Origin of the sequence: Ralstonia psammae, assembly GCF_958405935.1 — a bacterium.
In the GTDB taxonomy this organism is placed as follows: domain Bacteria; phylum Pseudomonadota; class Gammaproteobacteria; order Burkholderiales; family Burkholderiaceae; genus Ralstonia; species Ralstonia psammae.
In genome coordinates, this window is the sequence record NZ_CATZBU010000025.1 from 13006 (window position 1) to 32463 (window position 19458).

The 19458-nt window shown below is 66.2% G+C and carries 14 protein-coding genes; 13 read left to right on the top strand and 1 reads right to left on the bottom strand.

Going from position 1 to position 19458, the window contains the following annotated elements:
• Positions 1 to 85 precede the first annotated feature (85 nt).
• The 8 genes from R2N16_RS24535 (at position 86) to recQ (ending at position 13431) form a co-directional block, all read left to right on the top strand.
• On the top strand, positions 86 to 1942 hold the full coding sequence (locus R2N16_RS24535) for a DUF2138 domain-containing protein (protein WP_316669492.1): 1857 nt from the start codon (positions 86 to 88) through the stop codon (positions 1940 to 1942).
• Positions 1939 to 2643, top strand: coding sequence for a DUF1175 domain-containing protein (locus R2N16_RS24540; RefSeq protein WP_316669494.1), 705 nt, complete (start codon positions 1939 to 1941; stop codon positions 2641 to 2643). Before R2N16_RS24535 ends, R2N16_RS24540 begins: the two co-directional genes overlap by 4 nt.
• 8 nt (positions 2644 to 2651) lie before the next feature.
• Positions 2652 to 7421 (top strand): alpha-2-macroglobulin family protein, encoded by a 4770-nt coding sequence (locus tag R2N16_RS24545; protein ID WP_316669496.1) that lies wholly within the window; start codon positions 2652 to 2654, stop codon positions 7419 to 7421.
• A gap of 7 nt (positions 7422 to 7428) precedes the next feature.
• Positions 7429 to 9159 (top strand): DUF2300 domain-containing protein, encoded by a 1731-nt coding sequence (locus R2N16_RS24550; protein WP_316669497.1) that lies wholly within the window; start codon positions 7429 to 7431, stop codon positions 9157 to 9159.
• Positions 9160 to 9167: 8 nt separating this feature from the next.
• The gene (locus R2N16_RS24555; protein WP_316669499.1) at positions 9168 to 9959 is read left to right on the top strand and encodes a YfaP family protein; all 792 of its coding nucleotides are present in this window, start codon (positions 9168 to 9170) and stop codon (positions 9957 to 9959) included.
• A gap of 5 nt (positions 9960 to 9964) precedes the next feature.
• A complete protein-coding gene (locus R2N16_RS24560; protein ID WP_316669501.1) occupies positions 9965 to 10807 on the top strand; it encodes a YfaP family protein in 843 nt (280 codons plus the stop codon).
• A 7-nt stretch (positions 10808 to 10814) separates the two neighbouring features.
• Positions 10815 to 11405, top strand: coding sequence for a class I SAM-dependent methyltransferase (locus R2N16_RS24565; RefSeq protein WP_316669502.1), 591 nt, complete (start codon positions 10815 to 10817; stop codon positions 11403 to 11405).
• 112 nt (positions 11406 to 11517) lie between these two features.
• Complete coding sequence (gene recQ, locus R2N16_RS24570; protein WP_316669504.1) at positions 11518 to 13431, top strand: DNA helicase RecQ; 1914 nt, start codon at positions 11518 to 11520, stop codon at positions 13429 to 13431.
• Here the strand turns inward: recQ and R2N16_RS24575 are convergent.
• On the bottom strand, positions 13428 to 14348 hold the full coding sequence (locus tag R2N16_RS24575; RefSeq protein WP_316669506.1) for a LysR family transcriptional regulator: 921 nt from the start codon (positions 14346 to 14348) through the stop codon (positions 13428 to 13430). The two genes, recQ and R2N16_RS24575, sit on opposite strands and share 4 nt — an antisense overlap.
• 99 nt (positions 14349 to 14447) lie before the next feature.
• Here R2N16_RS24575 and R2N16_RS24580 point away from each other — a divergent pair, with 99 nt between their 5' ends.
• The 5 genes from R2N16_RS24580 to R2N16_RS24600 all read left to right on the top strand — a co-directional run.
• Positions 14448 to 15713, top strand: a complete 1266-nt coding sequence (locus R2N16_RS24580; protein ID WP_316669508.1) for an MFS transporter — start codon at positions 14448 to 14450, stop codon at positions 15711 to 15713.
• Positions 15714 to 16011: 298 nt separating this feature from the next.
• Positions 16012 to 16389: a 30S ribosomal protein S12 gene (rpsL, locus tag R2N16_RS24585; RefSeq protein ID WP_003265519.1), complete on the top strand. Its 378-nt coding sequence runs from the start codon at positions 16012 to 16014 to the stop codon at positions 16387 to 16389.
• Between the two features lie 186 nt (positions 16390 to 16575).
• A complete protein-coding gene (gene rpsG / locus R2N16_RS24590; protein WP_004634470.1) occupies positions 16576 to 17046 on the top strand; it encodes a 30S ribosomal protein S7 in 471 nt (156 codons plus the stop codon).
• A 114-nt stretch (positions 17047 to 17160) separates the two neighbouring features.
• Positions 17161 to 19287 (top strand): elongation factor G, encoded by a 2127-nt coding sequence (gene fusA / locus R2N16_RS24595; protein WP_316669510.1) that lies wholly within the window; start codon positions 17161 to 17163, stop codon positions 19285 to 19287.
• Positions 19288 to 19370: 83 nt separating this feature from the next.
• The coding region (locus R2N16_RS24600; protein WP_039555751.1) for a GTP-binding protein at positions 19371 to 19458 on the top strand (88 nt) is incomplete at its 3' end.

Consider the following 19458-nt stretch of genomic DNA (forward strand, 5'->3'; position numbering starts at 1 on the left):
CGGCACTTTTTACAATCTGCGCGCCCTCCGGCCAAGCAGGTTCCAGCAAGTCGCCGGCCCCTCCAGTCTTGCCGACGATTCCTCCATGAAGCTCACACGCAAGCAGATCGCCGTTGGCGCGGTCGCCCTGGTCGTTGCTGGCGCGGCGGTGGTGCAGATGGTCTGGCACCCGTTTGGCCGCACGCGCGCGCTGCACGCCCGCCAAGTCCAGCTCGACCTGACGTATCCCGATGCCCTGATCGACAGCCAAAGCCTGTCGCAACTGCCGCGCGACGTGCTGCGCGTGCCGCTGCTGCGCGATGTGCTGACCGAAGATTTCGTCGCCTATTACGAAGGCAACGAAGACCGCCTCTCGGTGGCCGGTGCGCTGCGCCGCCTGGCGTACGAGCAGAAGCTCGACCTGGCCGAGACGGTGCTCAAGCACGTGTTTGACGAGCCCGCCCGCGTGATGCTGTGGCGCGGTCCGGACGACAAGCTGCGCTACTGGGTACTCTCGATGCAGCGCAACGGCCTGGCGAAGGCGCTGGAAGCCGTGGCCACCGTGGCGGCGAGCGACACGCAGCTCAGCAAAGTGGCCGACGGGCTGGGCGATTCCGGCGCGCCGGTGTATGCGCTCAAACTCTCGGCCACACGTTCGATCCTGATTGCCAGCAAGGGGGATCGGCTGATCGCGCTGTCCGAGCCGGGCATCCTGCTGGACAAGGACGGCAAGCCGATTTCCAAGCAGGCGAGTGCGCTGGCGGCGCTGTTGTCGGACAACACCGGCAAGCGCAACGTCCAGGGCACGTCGTACGCGCTGCCCGCACAGGAGCCGACAGGCCATCACGTGGTGGTGAGCGCCAACTACCTGTCGTTCGGTTATCAGCAGTATTTTCCCGGCATTGAAGCGCTGCGTTTCGACTTCGGTGCGGGCAAGGGCGACGGCGGGGGCAACGGCTGGCAGAGCGCCGCGCTGATCGACCCCGCCCGTCTGACCGGCAAGTGGGACAACGCCGGCCTGTGGCGTGCGCTCCCGTCTGACCCCGCCGCGTGCGCCACATTGCCGATCGACTGGAAAGCCGCCGGCACGCTGCTGCGGTCTGTGGCCGGCGATGCCAAGGAGATCAGTGAGGCCGCCGCGCATGTCGGCGATGCGTTTGCGGGCCCGGCTGCTGCGTGCTGGTATGGCAAGTCGTCGCTCGTGGCGCCGTTGTTCGTGGCGAAGCTGTCGTCGGCTTCCCAGGTCGACGCCGTCAAGCCGGCCCTGGCAGCGCTGTTCAGCCAGATTGTCGGTTCTTACGAAGCCAAGGCGCAGTCGGACGACAAGTCCGGCCCTTACAAGCGCTTGCCGGTGACGACGAAGCCGGGGCCTGCCAACGCCACGCTGTGGCAGCGCCCGGTGAGCGCGCGCTACGGTACTGCGCAATCGGCGGGAGCGCCGTTTGCGGCGCAACTGTCGTCGGATCGCTACTTCCCCGTCACGCTGGCGATTGCCGGAGATGTGATTGTGTTCTCGCCCGACGCGCGTCTGGTCGAGGACGCATTGGCGGTGCTTGCCAAGCGCTTCCCTGCGGTGGCGGATAGCCTGCCGAAGGACAAGACCGATCGCATCGTCCTGACGATGACGCCCGCATCGCTCGCGCCGCTGGTTCGCCGCGAAGCCGGTGCTGCGCTGCCCGCCGATCAGGAAGCGGTGTTCCTCAACGCCGCGCAGACGCATCTGTTTCCGAAGCTCAAGGCGTTGTCGCGGTACGCGCCGGTGTCGCTGGCGCTGGATGGCGGTGTGCCGTCGTCGCGCGGCTGGGTGCCCGTGACGTGGCTGTCGAGCGGGCGGGGTCTGCCTGCCGGTGGCGATGGTGCGCCACCGCCGGCTGACGCATCTGCAGCGCCGGCCCCCTCGGCCGATGCCCCGACCGCAGAGGCTGCGGCCCCTGCTTCCGCAGACAACACCAGCACGCAATGACGTTGCGCGCCCAGGCCGCCGCGCTGAACCGCCGCCGCTGGTTGACGGCGGCGGGCGCCTGCCTGCTCGCTCCGTCTGTGCATGCGCTGTCGGGCTGGGCCGACACGGCACCGGCGGACGCCGATGCACTGACGCCGGATCAATCCAGCGTGTTCCGTGCGTGGTTCGTGCGCATCGTCAACGAGCAGCTCCGCCAAGGTCCGACGCCGCGCTGGACGCACCGCGACTGCGCCGGCCTGGTGCGCTTTGCCGCTGGCGAGGCACTGCGCCCGCACGACGCCAGGTGGTTGCGTGCCAACGGCATGCGCGATGCGGAATCCGCGCGGCAACTGCCGCCCGAGCTGAATCTCACGCCGGCCCAGCGCACGCTCACGCAGCGGTGGGCGCGCTTGGATGGCAGCACCGGCGCGTATGTCTCGGCGCTGGGCCTCATCCAGCAGAACAGCCGATTCATTGCCAAGGATGTCAACCAGGCGCTCCCGGGCGATCTGCTCTTCTTCGATCAAGGCGACGACCAGCATCTGATGATCTGGATGGATCGCTACATCGCTTACCACACCGGCACCGTCACCCGCACCGACAACGGCCTGCGCGCGGTCCCGGTCTCTGAACTGATGCAATGGAAAGACTCGCGCTGGCAGCCGCAGAGCGGCAACCCCAACTTCATCGGCGTGTTTCGTCTGGCCTTTCTGACACGGTAGAAAAACTCATGCGCAACCGTTGGCTGTCGTTCAATCTCGTTGCCGCCGTCTGCCTGATGGTGCTGGCGGTGGTCGCTTCGGTGCCGGCAGCGCATGCAGCCGATGCTCCCGAAAAGCCGAACCCCACGCTGTTCGACGTGCCGGGCAGCGGCTACGAGCCGTTCAAGGGCCAGCCGTTCTTCCTGCTGTCGGATGCGAGCTACGGTACCGATCAGGAAGCGATGGTCCGCCTCGAAGCGCCGGGCCGCGAGTACAAGGATGAACTTTCCCGCTACGGCGGCGCCGACATTCTTGTCTATCGCGTGCCGCAGCCGCTGGAATTCTTGAAGGCGCAGAAGAACCTGCACCGCATCGACGTCAAGGCCAACTACACCGGCGAAGGCCTGGCCAACACGCTGGCCTATCTGTGGGACAACTGGACGCGCCAGGCCCGCCGCGCCTGGCAGCGCGTGCTGTCGTTCGCCACGCGCAGCAAGGCCGTGGAGACCGCGCCACAGTTCAGCATGGGCGACCAGATGACCGCGCCCACGCGCTTCTCGAACAATCCGCAGTACGCGCCGCTCAAGGGGTACGAACTGCTGGGCCGCTTCCGCTACCCGATCTGGGATGCCAAGCCGATCGCGCCACCCAAGGACGTGAAGCTCGAAGGCAGCAGCAGCGAGTGGATGCCACAAAACGCCGGCAACGTGATGATTCCGGTCGGCAAGCTGCCGGCGGGTCTGTACATCGTCGAAGCCGTGATTGGTGCATACCGTGCGCACGCGCTGCTGTTCGTGTCGGACACCGTGGCTGTCACCAAGGGCACCTCGCAAGGGATGATGGTGTGGACGGCCGAGCGCAAGAGCGGCAAGCCCGTCGGCGGGGCGTCGGTGAGTTGGACTGACGGCGTGGGCGTGCTGGCTTCCGGCACCACCGAGGCGGATGGCACGGCCGACCTGCGCCACGTCTCGCCTGAACGCAGCTACGTGATCGGCAACGACCGCGCGGGCGGCGTATTCATCTCCGAGAATTTCTATTACGACAGCGAGATCTACAACACCAAGCTGTACGCCTTCACCGATCGCCCGTTGTACCGTCCAGGCGACGAAGTGAGCGTCAAGTTCATCGGCCGCAACTTCAAGAACGCGACCGAATCGACCGTGCCGGCTGCCGGCGACATCAAGCTGCAAGTGCTCGACCCGAACGGCACGCCAGTGGCCACGTCCACCACGCGCCTGGCGGGTGAGACCGGGGCCGATGCGCGCTTTACGCTACCGTCCAACGCGCCGGCCGGCGGCTACTCGCTGCGCTTTGACTACAACGGCGGTACCTACGGCGGCGCCTTCCGCGTGGCCGAATACATCAAGCCGCACTTTGACGTGAACCTGTCGCTGGACAAAGCCAGTTACGGCACGGGCGAATCGGTCAAGGGCAAGATCAGCCTGCGCTATCCGGACGGCAAGCCGGTGAAGAACGGCAAGGTGTCGGTCAGCCTGCGCGCGCAACAGGTGACGATGGTGGAGGGCGAGCTGCGTTACGCGGGCCTGTTCCCCGTCAAGCTGGAGCAGCAGGAGCTGACCACCGATGGTGACGGCAACGCGAAGCTGGAGCTGCCCGCTGCCAAGGAGCCGAGCCGCTACGTGGTGACTGTGTTTGCCAACGACGGCGCGGCGTACCGCGTAAAGGTCACGCGCGAATTGCTGATCGCCCGTGGCGCGACGCCGTACAAGCTGTCCACCGCGTCGAACTTCACTACGCCGGGGCAGAACGTGTCGTTCACGCTCACGCCGATGCCTGTTGTGGGTGGCACAAGCGGTGCCAGCGCGCCGCCCGCCAAGTGGGATCTGGTGCGCCTGGAAACGCGCACCCGCACCGAAGGCACGTTGGCGCCGGATGCCAAGGGCAATGCAACGTTCCCGGTCAAGTTTGACCAGCCGGGTTCGTACACGCTGTCGGTGCGCGATGCGGCCGGCAACCTGCTCGCCGCTTCGAGCCACTGGGTGGCCGGCGACGGCGTGCAGACCGTGCCGGGCAATATCGAAATGGTGTTCGATCGCGATCGCTATCAGATTGGCGACACGGCCGAAGCGCTGATCACGTTCCCGCAACCGGTGGACGATGCGCTGCTCACGCTGGAGCGCGACAAGGTCGAGCGCCACGCACTGCTCACGCGCGGTGGCGAATGGCTCAGCCTGCAGAAGGTAACGCCGTCGCAGTACCGCGCGCGCATCAAGATCGGTGCGGAGTTCGCGCCGAACATGACGTTCTCGGTGCTGTACGTGCGCGACGGCGACATGGTGTTCCAGAACGCCGGCATCGTCGTCACGCAACCCACGCTGGAGCTGGGCGTGCATGCCGACAAGGCCGTCTACACCCCAGGCGAGACCGTTACGCTGGATCTGACCAGCGCGCTGGCGGGCAAGCCCGTGCCAGCCAACCTGACCGTGTCGGTGGTCGACGAGATGATCTACGTGCTGCAGCCCGAAGTGGCACCCAGCATCGTCGACTTCTTCTATCACCCGCGCCGCAACAGCGTGCGCACCACGTCGAGCCAGAGTTTCATCAGCTACGACCTGGCGCTCGCGTCGCTGCCGGGCAAACCGGGTGGCACCTATGGCCGCCACAACGAGCGCGGTGTGAAGGTGCTTGAGCGCCCGCGCCGCGACGAGCAGGACACCGCTGCCTGGGTCGCCAACCTGCAGACCGGCGCCGATGGCCGTGCACGCATGACCTTCAAGATGCCTGATTCGCTGGCGCGCTGGCGCATCACGGTGCGTGCGGTGTCCACCACCGGCGCATCGGACGGCATCGTCGGCCAGCGCACCGCGAGCATCCGCTCCGACAAGCCGCTGTACCTGAAATGGACCGGCCCGCAACGCTTCCGCGAGAGCGATCAGCCGCGCCTGGACATGGTCGCCTTCAACCAGACCGACAAGGACATCACTGCCGATTGGATCGTCTCGGGCGCTGGCCTGAACATCAACCAGCGTGTGACGCTCAAGCGGGGCGCCAACTACCTGCGCGCGCCCGTCACGGCGCTGCAGGCGGGCATCGTGAATGCAGAGCTGAAGCGGGACGACAAGGTTTCGGACCGTCTGCAGACCACGGTCAAGCTGGACGCCACGGGCTGGCTGGCCGATCGTGAAAATATCGTCGCGCTCACGCAGTTGCAGGGCACACGCCTGCCACTGGGCCTGCCTGCGGACGCGCGCGACGTGCGCCTGCGCGTGGTCGGCAACACGGCAAGCCAGTTCGCCCGCGTGGCCGATGACCTGATCGAATATCCGTACGGTTGCGCCGAACAGACCGCCAGCCGCCTGATCCCGCTGGCCATTGCGCAGCAGAGCCTGGCTGCCACGGGGGCACGTCTGGGCGACAGCGGCCCGGCAGGCACGCAAGGTGTCGAGGCGCTGTTGCGCACGCAACGTCAGCGTCTGGCATTGCTGGCCGGCACGAACGGCACCTTCGGCTGGTGGGGCGAACTGACCACCAGCAGTGCACTGATCACCTCGTATGCGTACTACGCGGATTGGCTCGCCAGTCGCTCGGTTGGCATCAGCCTGCCGGCAGACAACTGGAAGCAGGTGCTCGAAGCCTACAAGCGCACCAGCCAGAACGAGCCGCTGCTGCACCGCGCGCTCGCACTGTGGTTTGCCAATGAGATGGGCTTGCCGGTGGCAACACCGCTGTCCGGCGTGGCGAATGAGCTTGCGCGCAACACCAAGGCCCCGGTCGACGCCGAGCCCGCCGCGGGCGACAGCCTGATCTTCGTGGCGCCGGACTCCGCGCGCGGCCGTCAGGTGGCGACGGTGCTGACGGCGCAACTGATGCGCCAAGTCGGTCAACCGGTGCCGGAAGCGCTGGTCTCTGCTGACATTGCGGCACGCAACGCGCTGGCTGCCAACACCTCGCCGCTGGTGCAAAGCCTGCTGCTGATGGGCGGGGGCCGCTCGGCGGCCGACCCGGCACCGCTGCTGGCCCGCGCCAGCGCGGCCATGCCGACGATGGATCGCGCTGTCGCGCTGGTCTGGCTGCAGAAGGGTTTGGGTGGCCTGCAAGGCGCCAGCGTTGCCGCGATCCAGCCAGCCGTCTCGGCCGGCGGTTGGCAGGCAACGCGCTCCCCGGTGGGTGTGCCGACGTGGCGTTGGACCGGCGCGCAAGTGCCTGCCGCGCTGGACCTCACGACGGCCCCGACCGACGTGACCACGCAATCGGCCATCGTGTCGTACCGCAGCCGCGCGGCCGAGGCGTCTAAGCTGCCGATCACGGTAGAGCGCAAGCTGTACCGCCTTGAGCCGATCGATTCGACGCCGGCCAAGCCGGACCCGAAGGCGCCCAAGCAGCCGGGAGACACCAGCAGCAGCGGCATCGCCTTCACTGCCAAGCCGGTCAAGCCGGGCGACACGCTCGACAGCAACGCACTCTACGTCGACGAGGTTGTGCTGACGCCGCGCCAAGGCACGTACCGCTACGGTCTGGTCGAAGTGCCGCTGCCGCCGGGCGCCGAAGTGGAAGCCACCACCTGGGGTATCCAGATCGACGGCCTGAAGGGCGAGCCGAACGAAGGCAACGGCGCGCAGGCGTTCGAGCGCAAGGCCGCGTATGAAATGGGCCAGCTCTCGTACAACCAGCCGGTACCCGCGCTGGAGCGCCCGACCGTGCTGCGTCAGCTTGTGCGTTTCTCGCTGCCAGGTCGCTTTGCGCTGCCGCCGGTGCGCTACTTCCGCATGTACCAGCCGGAAGCCAAGGCGTTCCAGGGCGACGGCAAGACGGCCAGCTATCCGTTCAAGGTGGAGTGATCTGGCGATGCGTCCCCGCCTGCTCGCGCGTGGTGTGCTGACCGGCCTGCTCTGGGCCGTCGGCGCACTCGCGCCTGCTGGGCAGGCTGGGCACGCCATCGCCGCACCGGTTGCCCAGGCGCTTCCGCAGCTGCGATATGCCGCTTTGCAGGGCGACGAAGCCAGGCTCTGGCAGTTCAGCGCTGACCCGGCCGGCGGCATGCCGCACGCCACCGCGTTGCCGCGCGACACCGAAACACCGCTGGGCAGCGTCTGGAAACTCTTCGTCTACAGCTATCTCGTCTCGCGCCGCATCAGCACGCCCGACTACACGTGCCACGGCAACGACGCCGAAGAGGTGTATTGCTGCACCGCGGGCAACAGCATCGACCGCGAGCGTGCGCTCATCCAATCGTGCGGCCGCTATTTCGAACCCGCACGTCTCGGCCTGGACCATGCGGATTGGCGCCGCTTCTGGCAGCAAGCCGGATCGCCCACGTGGCTGCGCGACCTGCGCGCCATGCAGCCGACGCGTCGCGTTCCGGTCGCCGATCTGCTCACCGCGCTGCGCACCGTCCCAGCCGATGGCCGCGAGGCCGCCGCGCAAACGCTCATTTCCGTGCTGACCGTCGGGCGGGGCGAGGGCACCGTGTCGAACTTCGGTGGTCTGCTGCGCGCCAAGACGTGGACGATGCCCGACCCGCAGCGCCCAGGCGCGTCGATCGGCGGTGCCGCCGGCTGGCTGGCCGATGGAACGCCTGTATGGCTTGGGGGCGCAGGGTCGAGCAACCAGGTGTTGGCCGCCGCCGCACTGCGCCTCACGCCATTGATCGAGCAGACGCCCGTGCCCGACGACGATGCCTGCGTCGCGGTCGATTTCTTCGCGCGTTACCCGATTCGCGAGGTGCGCGATGCTAGCGGCCGGCCAGTCGCCGCCGGTCGCCTGGAAGGGCGCTATGCCGTGCGCTTCCTCAACGGCAACACGCTGCCGATCGAGAGCAAGGGCGAGTTGACGCTCGCGCGCCAGAACAATACGCCGGTCATCACCGGCCGCCTGGGCATGAACGACTACGTGGCGCGCGTGGTCGAGCGTGAAGGCCAACTCGCCGAGCCGCAGGCCGCCCGCGCGTTGGCCGTGGCAGCACGCAGCTACCTCGTGCAGCACGCCTCGCGCGACAAGGGCTGCTACCGGATCGCCGACAGCTCGCGCACGCAGCGCGTGCTGCCCCGCTCGCCGCTGGCTGCTGCGCGCAACGCCGCTGAATTTACCGACACGCTGGTCCTGACGGGCCAGTCGGTGCAGTACCACAGCACCATCGGCGCGCGCGGCCAGATGAGTTGGACCGCCGCGCGTACCGCCGCACAGCGCGGCCAAGGGTTCGACGCCATCCTCGCGCAGTGGTGGCCACAGGCGACGCTCACGTCGTTCCAGAGCCCGGTGGCCGGGGATTGTTCACCCGTGGCGGGCGCCCAGCAGTGGCTGCTGGCGCGCGCGCCGGGTTGGTCCGCGCGGCTGAGTGCCGAGCCCGGTTACGAGACGCCGCCGCTGCCCGCCGTGTGCGTCGTGCACGAGGGCCGGCCGTATGCCGATGCGCGCCGCAACCGGCTCTACGTGCACCGCCTTGCCACCGAGGAAGACCGCATCGCGCTGACGCACGAATATCTGCACCTGGCCTTTGCGCGGCACCCGCGCGGGCAGGACGAACAGTTTGTCGAGGCGATGGCGCGTCGCCTGATCCGAGGGGAGGGTTTGCTGTGAAGAGTGGGATGACGCGCTTGGCGCTGGGGGCTGCTGCGCTGCTGCTGGCCGGTTTGGCGCTGGCTGAGCCGGTGGCCGATCTGGAGGGTCCGATCGGCGGTTGGCGCAACAGCAAGCTGACCAACGAGCTGGAGCAGTACACCGCGGCGTATCCGAAACCGCCCGTGGACCGCGGCGCGCAAAAATACCGCACCCTCATCGCCGGGCGCATCCGCGCCGCCGGCAAGGCGCGCCGCCCCCCGGTGCTCGTTGTCAACGGCAACGCCATGCCGTTGTATGGCGATGCCGAAGGCCGCTTCGCGCGCCCGTGGGCGTTCGGCCCCGGCTCGAACAGCGTCGAGATCGTCAGCGCCGATGGCCAGTCGCGCCAACGCCTGCAGTTCTACGAGGCGGACACGACCAAGACGTCGGCCAAGCTGCGCGCCATCCTCACGTGGGACGATCCGCGCGCCGAGGTCGACATGCACGTCATTTCGCCGATTGGCGATCACGCGTTTTGGGCGCAGCCGCTGCTCTCCGACGGCGGCGGGCTCGACGTGGACAGCGTCGACGGTGCCGGCCCCGAGATCTTCTCTACCGCAGCGCCGCGGCCCGGCGTGTGGTTGTTCTACGTGAACTACTGGGGCAACTTCAACGCCGGCGGCTACAACTTCGATGAAAAGGCGCACGACCGCGATCTCATCACCGCGCAACTGACGCTGATCTATAACGAGAACACGCCCCACGAGCGGCGCGAGTTCGTCAGCGTGCCGCTGCGCAAGATCGGCGAGCTGGCGCTGATGAGATCGATCCGCTTCTGACGCACATGACGCCTTCCACTCTTCGTCTCGCCGTTGCCATCGCGCTTGCCACGTCGGCGGCCGCCGGCGGTGCGCTTGCGCAAACCGACGCGGGCAATGTCGAGATCACCGCGCCGCTCAACGGCTGGCGCAATTCGGCGGGGGACGAATCCCGCTACACGCAGGACGTGCATTACCCGGCGGTGTCGGTGTCGACGCCGCAAGGGCAGGGCACCGCCTCGATGATTGCCGGGCGCATCCGCAACCAGCCTAAGGCTGCCGCAGCAACGGATGAAAGCAAGCCTCGGCGCCGTCGTGGAGCCGATGGCTCGTCGGTGGGTACGCTGATCGTCAACGGCGTGGCCATGCCGCAGCGCATCGAGGCCGACGGCACGTTCTCGCGCCCGTACGCATTTGGCGCGGGCAGCAACAGCGTCGAGGTGCGCAGCGCGCGCGGCGATGCCAAGCGCGTGCAGTTCTACGACAGCTACACCGGCAAGCAGCGTCCGCGTTTGCGCGTGGTCCTGTCGTGGGACACCGACGGCACCGATCTCGATCTGCACGTCATCTCGCCCGACGGCCAGCATGCCTGGTACGGCAACCGCGTGGTCGAAAACGGCGGCGCGCTCGACGTGGATGTCACGACCGGCTATGGTCCCGAGATCTATTCGAACCCGGCGCCCGTGCCCGGCACGTATCTCGTCTACGTGAACTACTACGGCAGCGGCAATGACCGCAGCGCGATCACGACCGCCACCGTCACCATCATCACCGACGAGAACACCCCATCCGAGCGCCAGCAGACGTTTGTCGTGCCGATGCGCAAGGCCGGCGATCTGACGCTCTTGCGCAGTTTCACGATGAAATAGGACCGCCATGGACACGCAGACCGTTGCCGCCTACGACGCCCTCGCCGAAACATTCGCTCAGGAGTGGCGCGAGCAACCGGCGCCTGAAGACCTGTACGCGTTGCTGCGCCGTGAGTTCAAGGCAGGCGGCGCCACCGCCGACATTGGCTGCGGTGCGGGGCGCGAGGTGGCGTGGCTCAACGCCAACGGGTATCCGGCCGTCGGCTACGACGCGTCCGCCGCGCTGCTGGAAGTGGCGCGCGAGCAGTATCCTGGGCTGTCGTTCCGGCAGGCGCTGCTGCCCGAGTTGGTCGGCATTGCCGAAGGCGCGTTCGACAACGTCGTCTGTGAGACCGTCATCATGCATCTGCCGCCCGAGCAGATTGGCGAGGCGGTGCAGCGGCTGGTGTCGTTGCTGCGGCCGGGCGGCACGCTGTACCTGAGCTGGCGCGTCGCGTCCGACGCCGACCAGCGCGATGGGCGCGGAAGGTTGTTCACGTCGTTCGATGCGGCGCCCGTGCGCGAGGCGCTGGCCGGCACCGAACGGGTTTTCGACGAGGCGGCTGTCAGCCGGTCGTCGGGGCGGACGATCCATCGCATCGTTGCGCGCAAGGTTTGACCGCACCGCTGCCAACAATCCGATCGTCCTGATTGACCACCCCTCGGCGGGGTTTGTCACAATAGCGGTTTTGCCCGGCCCGCGCGTGACACCGCGCGCACCCGCCGCCCCGATGTACGACTCTCCCGCCATAGACCACGCGCTGCAGGCGCTGCCCGAAGACACCGCCGCCGCCACGCATGCGGTGCTGCACGACGTGTTCGGCTACAGCGCCTTCCGCGGCCCGCAGGCGGAGATCGTCACCCACGTGGCGGACGGCGGCGATTGCCTGGTGTTGATGCCAACCGGCGGCGGCAAATCGCTCTGCTATCAGATCCCGGCGCTCGTGCGGCACCGGCGCGGGCAGGGCGCCGGTATCGTGGTTTCGCCGCTGATTGCGCTGATGCAGGATCAGGTGGCCGCGCTGGAAGAAGCCGGCGTGCGCGCCGCGTACCTCAACTCCGCGCTGACGGGCGCCGAGGCCGCGCAGGTCGAACGCGATCTGGCGGCGGGGCGGTTGGACCTCGTCTACGTGGCGCCCGAGCGGTTGATGACGCCGCGCTTCCTCGAGCTGCTGGAGCGTTCGCGCATCGGCCTGTTCGCCATCGACGAAGCGCACTGCGTGTCGCAGTGGGGGCACGATTTCCGGCCCGAATACATCCAGCTTTCCGTGCTGCACGAGCGTTTCCCGCACGTGCCGCGCATCGCACTCACGGCCACGGCCGATGCCGTCACGCGCGACGAGATCGTCGAGCGCCTCGCGTTGACGGGCGCACGCGTCTTCCTCTCCAGCTTCGACCGCCCGAACATCCGCTACACCATTGTCGAGAAGGACAGCGCGCGCCAGCAGTTGCTGCGCTTCATTCGTGCCGAGCACATGGATGGCGACACCTGCGATGCCGGCATCGTCTACTGCCTGTCGCGCAAGAAAGTGGAAGAGACCGCGCAGTGGCTGGCTGAGCAGGGCATCCGCGCGCTGCCGTATCACGCGGGGATGGACTCTGACGTTCGCGCCCGCCATCAGGCGATCTTCCGCAAGGAGGAAGGCGTCGTGATGGTGGCGACCATCGCTTTTGGCATGGGCATCGACAAACCGGACGTGCGTTTCGTTGCGCATCTGGATTTGCCCAAGAGCCTGGAGGGCTACTACCAGGAGACCGGCCGCGCTGGCCGCGACGGCATGCCGGCCAACGCGTGGATGGCTTACGGCCTGGCCGACGTGGTGCAGCAGCGCCGCATGATCGACGAGTCCGATGCGGACGATGTGCACAAGCGCGTATCCACTGCCAAGCTCGAAGCGCTGCTCGGCCTGTGCGAAGCCGCAAGCTGCCGCCGTGTTGCACTGCTCGCGTACTTTGGCGAAAGCAGCCAGCCCTGCGGTAACTGCGATACGTGCCTCGAGCCGCCGCAAACCTGGGACGCCACGCGCGAGGCGCAGATGGCACTGTCCTGCGCGTACCGTGTGCAGCAGGCCAGCCGCGTGAGCTTCGGCGCCGGCCAGCTTATCGACATCCTGCGCGGCAACGCGACCGAGCGCATCAAGCAGTGGCATCACGAGACGCTCTCCACCTTCGGCATCGGCAGCGAGCTGTCTGAGGCCACGTGGCGCAGCGTGTTCCGCCAGTTGGTCGCGCAGGGCCTGTTTGCGGTGGACCACGGCGGGCATGGCGCGCTGATCCTGACCGACGCGGCGCGTCCCGTGCTCAAGGGTGCGCAGTCGGTGATCCTGCGCCGTCAGACCGAGAAGGTGCGTGGCTCGTCGTCATCGTCGACCAAGAAGGAGCGGCGCGCCGATCCGGCCGCCGAGCTTTCCTCCGAGGCGCAGGTGCGCTGGCAGGCATTGCGTGCCTGGCGCACGCTGGCCGCGCGCGAGCACAGCGTGCCGGCATATGTGATCTTCCACGACGCCACACTCGCGCGCATTGCCGAGACCGATCCCGATTCGCGCGAGGCGCTCGGCGAGCTGCCGGGTATCGGCGTGGCAAAGCTGGACCGCTACGGCCAGGCGCTGCTCGACGTGCTGGAGAAATGCCGCGAGGCCGCCTAGGCGGCCACTGGCAATGGCCCCATCACGCCAGTGTTGCGCAGGTGGTCGCCCAGGAAATCGACAAATGCCCGCACCTTCGGCAGCAGATGCACACGCTGCGTGAACACGGCGTGCAGCGGCACCTCGCGCGCAGCGTAGTCGGTTAGCACCGACTGCAGGCGGCCGGCCGCAATATCGTCGCGCACCAGATACGCCGGTCCCAGCGACACTCCCAACCCTGAACGCGCCGCCTCACGCAGCACGAGGCTGTTGTTGGCCAGCATAGAACCGTTCACATGCGCGATGTGTCGCTGACCGGCGGCATCCGTCAGCACCCAGTCGTGCGGCCCATCGTAGTTGGCGTAGACGAGGCAGTTGTGGTCGCGCAAATCCTCCGGCGACCGCGGGATGCCCCGCTTGCGGAAATACGACGGCGCGCCGTAAATGACATGCGCGCAACTCGCCAACCGCCGCGCCACCAGCGACGAGTCCTCCAGCATGCCGATGCGGATCGCCACGTCGATGCGCCCGGCGACGAGATCGGCGTAGCGGTCGTTCATGTCCAGGTCGATCTGCACCGCGGGGTAGCGCGCCTGGAATGCACCAAGCATCGGCGCCAACAATGTCACCGCAAACGAGGCCGGTGCCGACACGCGCAGTGTGCCGCGCGCCTCATCACGTAAGGCGGTCACAGCCTGTTCGGCCGCATCGACGAGCGCCAAGCCCTCGCGGCTCTTCTCGAAGAATGCAGCGCCCGCCTCGGTGAGCGACAGACGCCGCGTTGTCCGCTGCAACAGGCGCGTCTGCAACCGCGCCTCCAGCCGCGCTAGCGCCTTGCTGATCACCCCGCGCGACATGCCCATTGCATCGGCCGCCGCCGACAGGCTGCCGCGCTCCACCACCTGCACGAAGACCACCACCTCAGAGAGCCGATCCATATTTGCGTGCTTCTGGAAACAATGTGGCGCCAAAGGCTACCTTAATCTGCGCGAATCGGCTGGCTACGATGGGCACTCTGACTCTTCGTCTCGTTCATCATGACTACCGAAGCCCCTGCCGTTGCTGTTGCCGTTTCCAACCCGCCATCCGCCGACCGGCTTCCCCGCGGCGCCACGCCGTTGTTTGCCGCCGCCGTCGGGCTCATCGTCATCAACCTGTTCGGCATCCAGCCGCTCGTCGCCGAGATCGCCGCGAGCATCGGCTGGACCACGGCCGCCACCGGGCTACTGGTGACCGCCACGCTCATCGGCTACGGCATCGGTCTCTTGCTGCTGATGCCGCTGACTGATCTGCAAGACAACCGCGCGCTTGCCTCCCGCACGCTGTGGGGCGTGGTGGCGTCGCTGGCGCTGACCACCGTGGCGCACAGCGGCCAGGTGCTGATGCTGGCCGCCTTCGCCATCGGCCTCACGTCGACGGTCATTCAGATGCTGATTGCGCTGGCCGGGCGCCTGGCCGCAGACCACAGGCGGGGGCGTGTGCTTGGCGACATCATGATCGGGCTGAACCTGGGCATCCTCCTCTCGCGCCCGGCGGCCAGTCTGATCGCAGCGCAGTGGGGCTGGCGGGCGTTCTACGGCGCATCGGCGGTGGCGATTGCCGTGCTGGCTGTCCTCCTCCCGCGCGTGATGCCGACCTTCGTGCCGCCGCGCTCGCAGTCGTATGGGGCGCTGCTGGGCTCGTACGGTCGTCTGCTGCGCAGCGAACCGTTGTTGCGCCGGCGCGCCGCAACCCAGGCCTTGCTGATGGCGGCGTTCACGCTGTTCTGGACGGCCGTGGCGCTGCGGTTGGCGGCAGCGCCGTTCCATCTTTCGCAGAACGGCATCGGCATCTTTGCGCTGTGTGGCGCCGCCGGTGTCGTGGCGGCGCCCATTGCCGGACGGCTGGCGGATCGCGGCTTGGTGCGCGTGGGTACCCTGCTCGCGCACGGCAGTGCGGCGACGGGTCTGCTGTTGGCGCTGGCTTCCGCGCTGTTGCCCGGGCTGAGCGTCCCCGTCATATTGACGATGCTGGTCGCCGCGGCGCTGCTGCTCGACTTCGGCGCCATCGGCGACCAGGCGCTCGGCCGCTATATGGTCAACACGCTGTCGCCGGAGATCCGCGGACGTGTGAATGGTCTCTACACCGGGGCGTTCTTCTTTGGCGCGGCCGCAGGCGGCGGTTTGGCCGGCGTGGCTTGGGCGAGCGCCGGCTGGATCGGCGTATCCGTTCTCGCCCTTGGGTTTGTGGTGGCGGCCGCACTCGTCTTCATGTGGCCGGCAGGTGCGCGGCGTGCCATCGGCGCCACACCGCGCCGCTGTTGACCCCTCCCGCGCGTCGCCAGACCGGCGGCGCGCTTGACGCTTGCAAGGCAGCCCGCTATAGTGCCAGATTCGAGTTTTTGGCTTCTGGTTTCGCGCGTCCATGCTCAGCAAAGCGCTGTGCAAGACATCTGAACCAGACGGGCTCGCGCTCTTTGGTCTTGATCTGTTCCCGCAGGTCCTCCCTTCAGAGCGTTCTGCTCGCCACTTCCATAAAACCCGATTGCGCCGTCCGCCTCACAAATGAGGCGTTCACGTCATGTGAGCCGGCGATTTTTCAAAAACCAAGCTGGATTGAACAATGCCAACCATCAATCAACTGGTTCGCAAGCCCCGCGTCTCGGAAAAGCTGAAGAGCAAGAGCCCGGCACTTGAGAACTGCCCGCAGCGTCGCGGCGTGTGCACCCGCGTGTACACCACGACGCCGAAGAAGCCGAACTCGGCACTGCGTAAGGTCGCCAAGGTGCGCCTGACCAACGGTTTCGAAGTCATTTCGTACATCGGCGGTGAAGGCCACAACCTGCAAGAACACAGCGTCGTGCTGATCCGCGGCGGTCGTGTGAAGGATTTGCCGGGTGTGCGTTACCACATCGTGCGCGGCTCCCTTGACCTGCAAGGCGTCAAGGACCGTAAGCAAGCGCGTTCGAAGTACGGCGCGAAGCGTCCGAAGGCGGCTTAAGTCGTCAGTGAGATCGCGCCGCTTTTGCGGTCACGGTCTTGTCATGAGCAGGCGGTACAACGGTGCGTTTTTTGACCGCACTGGCACCGTCGAGTAAGTGGTCACCCGGCTCAGATTGTTGGAAGACAAGCTAGTTGGTGGCCGGAGAACCGAAGCGGTTCTCAACTGAACAGAGAAGGAAAGAAGATGCCACGTCGTCGTGAAGTCCCCAAGCGGGAAATTCTGCCGGACCCGAAGTTCGGCAATGTGGAAGTCGCCAAGTTCATGAACGTCCTGATGCTGGACGGCAAGAAGTCGGTGGCTGAGCGTATCGTCTACGGTGCGTTCGACCAGATCGAGAAGAAAGCAGGCAAGGCGCCTATCGAGGTGTTCACGCTGGCTATCGGCAACATCAAGCCGGTGGTCGAAGTGAAGAGCCGCCGTGTTGGTGGCGCCAACTATCAGGTGCCGGTCGAAGTCCGGCCGTCGCGTCGTCTGGCATTGGCGATGCGTTGGCTGCGGGAAGCTGCGAAGAAGCGCAGCGAGAAGTCGATGGCCCTGCGTCTGGCTGGTGAGCTGCTCGAAGCCTCGGAAGGCCGCGGCGGCGCCATGAAGAAGCGCGACGAAGTGCACCGCATGGCTGAAGCCAACAAGGCGTTCTCGCACTTCCGCTTCTAAGCGACGCGAGACGTTGTTGGTTGCTGGGCGGGCTGTGTGCGCACATCTCGCCCATTTGTATTAGGGGCGCTTGGCCATGGGCCGGCGCCCCGTTGACGAATCTGAGGATTAACCGTGGCTCGTAAGACCCCCATTGAGCGCTACCGTAACATCGGTATCTCCGCTCACATCGACGCCGGCAAAACCACCACGACCGAGCGGATCCTGTTCTACACCGGTGTGAACCACAAGATCGGTGAAGTGCATGATGGCGCCGCCACCATGGACTGGATGGAGCAGGAGCAAGAGCGCGGCATCACCATCACGTCCGCTGCTACCACCGCTTTCTGGAAGGGCATGGGCGGCAACTACCCCGAGCACCGCTTCAACATCATCGACACCCCGGGTCACGTGGACTTCACCATTGAGGTGGAGCGTTCCATGCGTGTGCTCGACGGCGCGTGCATGGTGTACTGCGCAGTGGGTGGCGTGCAGCCGCAGTCGGAAACCGTCTGGCGCCAGGCCAACAAGTACAAGGTGCCGCGTCTGGCATTCGTCAACAAGATGGACCGCACCGGCGCGAACTTCTTCAAGGTCTACGACCAATTGAAGACCCGTCTGAAGGCCAACCCGGTGCCGGTCGTGGTGCCCATCGGTGCTGAAGATGGCTTCCAGGGCGTCGTCGATCTGCTGGAAATGAAGGCGATCATTTGGGACGAAGCCAGCCAGGGCGTGAAATTCGAATATCACGACATCCCGGCCAACCTGGTTGACGTCGCGAACGAGTGGCGCGAGAAGATGGTCGAGTCGGCTGCTGAAGCCAGCGAAGAGCTGATGGAAAAGTACCTGGGCGGCGAAGAGCTGACCCGTGCTGAGATCGTCAAGGCTCTGCGCGACCGTACCATCGCCTGCGAAATCCAGCCGATGCTGTGCGGCACCGCGTTCAAGAACAAGGGCGTGCAACGCATGCTCGACGCCGTGATCGACTTCCTGCCGTCGCCGGTCGACATCCCGCCGGTCCAGGGCATCGACGAAAACGACGAAGAGAAGAAGCTCGAGCGCAAGGCCGACGACAACGAGAAGTTCTCGGCGCTGGCATTCAAGATCATGACCGACCCGTTCGTTGGTCAGCTGATCTTCTTCCGCGTCTACTCGGGCAAGATCAACTCGGGCGACACCGTGTACAACCCGGTGAAGCAGAAGAAGGAGCGTCTGGGCCGTATTCTGCAGATGCATGCCAACCAGCGCGAAGAAATCAAGGAAGTGCTGGCAGGCGACATCGCCGCCGCGGTGGGCCTGAAGGACGCCACCACGGGTGACACGCTGTGCGATCCGAGCGCTCCGATCATTCTCGAGCGTATGGTGTTCCCGGAGCCGGTGATCTCCCAGGCTGTCGAGCCGAAGACCAAGGCTGACCAGGAAAAGATGGGTATTGCCCTGAACCGCCTGGCTGCTGAAGATCCGTCGTTCCGCGTGCGCACCGATGAAGAGTCGGGCCAGACCATCATTTCGGGTATGGGTGAGCTTCACCTCGAAATTCTGGTCGATCGCATGAAGCGCGAATTCGGCGTGGAAGCCAACATCGGCGCCCCGCAAGTTGCCTACCGCGAAACCATCCGCAAGAAGGTTGAAGACGTCGAAGGCAAGTTCGTCAAACAGTCGGGCGGTCGCGGTCAGTACGGTCACGCTGTGATCACGCTGGAACCGGCGGATGACGAGGCGAAGAAGTCTGGCAAGAACTTCGAGTTCGTGGACGCCATCAAGGGCGGTGTGATTCCTCGCGAATACATCCCGGCGGTGGAGAAGGGTATCGTCGACACGCTGCCGGCCGGTATTCTGGCTGGCTTCCCGGTGGTGGACGTGAAAGTTACGCTGACGTTCGGTTCGTACCACGACGTTGACTCGAACGAAAACGCGTTCCGCATGGCTGGCTCGATGGCTTTCAAGGAAGCCATGCGCCGCGCCACCCCGGTTCTGCTCGAGCCGATGATGGCTGTGGAAGTGGAAACGCCGGAAGACTACACGGGTACCGTGATGGGCGACTTGTCGTCCCGCCGCGGCATCGTGCAGGGCATGGACGACATGGTGGGCGGCGGCAAGATCATCAAGGCCGAAGTCCCGCTGTCGGAAATGTTCGGTTATTCGACGTCGCTGCGCTCGCAGACGCAAGGCCGCGCCACGTACACCATGGAATTCAAGCAATACGCTGAGGCACCGAAGAACATCGCCGAAGCTGTGATGGCCGCCAAGGGTACGAAGTAATCAACGTGTTTTGGGCGGCGCGCGTGTGCGTGCCGCCCGCATCCAAATCTAGTAATTAGCCGATTCCGAATTGAGGAGCTGACATGGCAAAGGAAAAGTTCGAGCGGACCAAGCCGCACGTGAACGTTGGTACGATTGGTCACGTTGACCACGGCAAGACGACGCTGACGG

Coding starts and splice junctions, on each gene's coding strand:
- R2N16_RS24545 (WP_316669496.1), top strand. CDS start 2,652: ATGCGCAACCGTTGGCTGTCGTTCAATCTCGTTGCCGCCGTCTGCCTG.
- rpsL (WP_003265519.1), top strand. CDS start 16,012: ATGCCAACCATCAATCAACTGGTTCGCAAGCCCCGCGTCTCGGAAAAG.
- R2N16_RS24575 (WP_316669506.1), bottom strand. CDS start 14,348: ATGGATCGGCTCTCTGAGGTGGTGGTCTTCGTGCAGGTGGTGGAGCGC.
- R2N16_RS24540 (WP_316669494.1), top strand. CDS start 1,939: ATGACGTTGCGCGCCCAGGCCGCCGCGCTGAACCGCCGCCGCTGGTTG.
- R2N16_RS24550 (WP_316669497.1), top strand. CDS start 7,429: ATGCGTCCCCGCCTGCTCGCGCGTGGTGTGCTGACCGGCCTGCTCTGG.
- R2N16_RS24555 (WP_316669499.1), top strand. CDS start 9,168: ATGACGCGCTTGGCGCTGGGGGCTGCTGCGCTGCTGCTGGCCGGTTTG.
- R2N16_RS24535 (WP_316669492.1), top strand. CDS start 86: ATGAAGCTCACACGCAAGCAGATCGCCGTTGGCGCGGTCGCCCTGGTC.
- rpsG (WP_004634470.1), top strand. CDS start 16,576: ATGCCACGTCGTCGTGAAGTCCCCAAGCGGGAAATTCTGCCGGACCCG.
- R2N16_RS24565 (WP_316669502.1), top strand. CDS start 10,815: ATGGACACGCAGACCGTTGCCGCCTACGACGCCCTCGCCGAAACATTC.
- recQ (WP_316669504.1), top strand. CDS start 11,518: ATGTACGACTCTCCCGCCATAGACCACGCGCTGCAGGCGCTGCCCGAA.
- R2N16_RS24580 (WP_316669508.1), top strand. CDS start 14,448: ATGACTACCGAAGCCCCTGCCGTTGCTGTTGCCGTTTCCAACCCGCCA.
- R2N16_RS24560 (WP_316669501.1), top strand. CDS start 9,965: ATGACGCCTTCCACTCTTCGTCTCGCCGTTGCCATCGCGCTTGCCACG.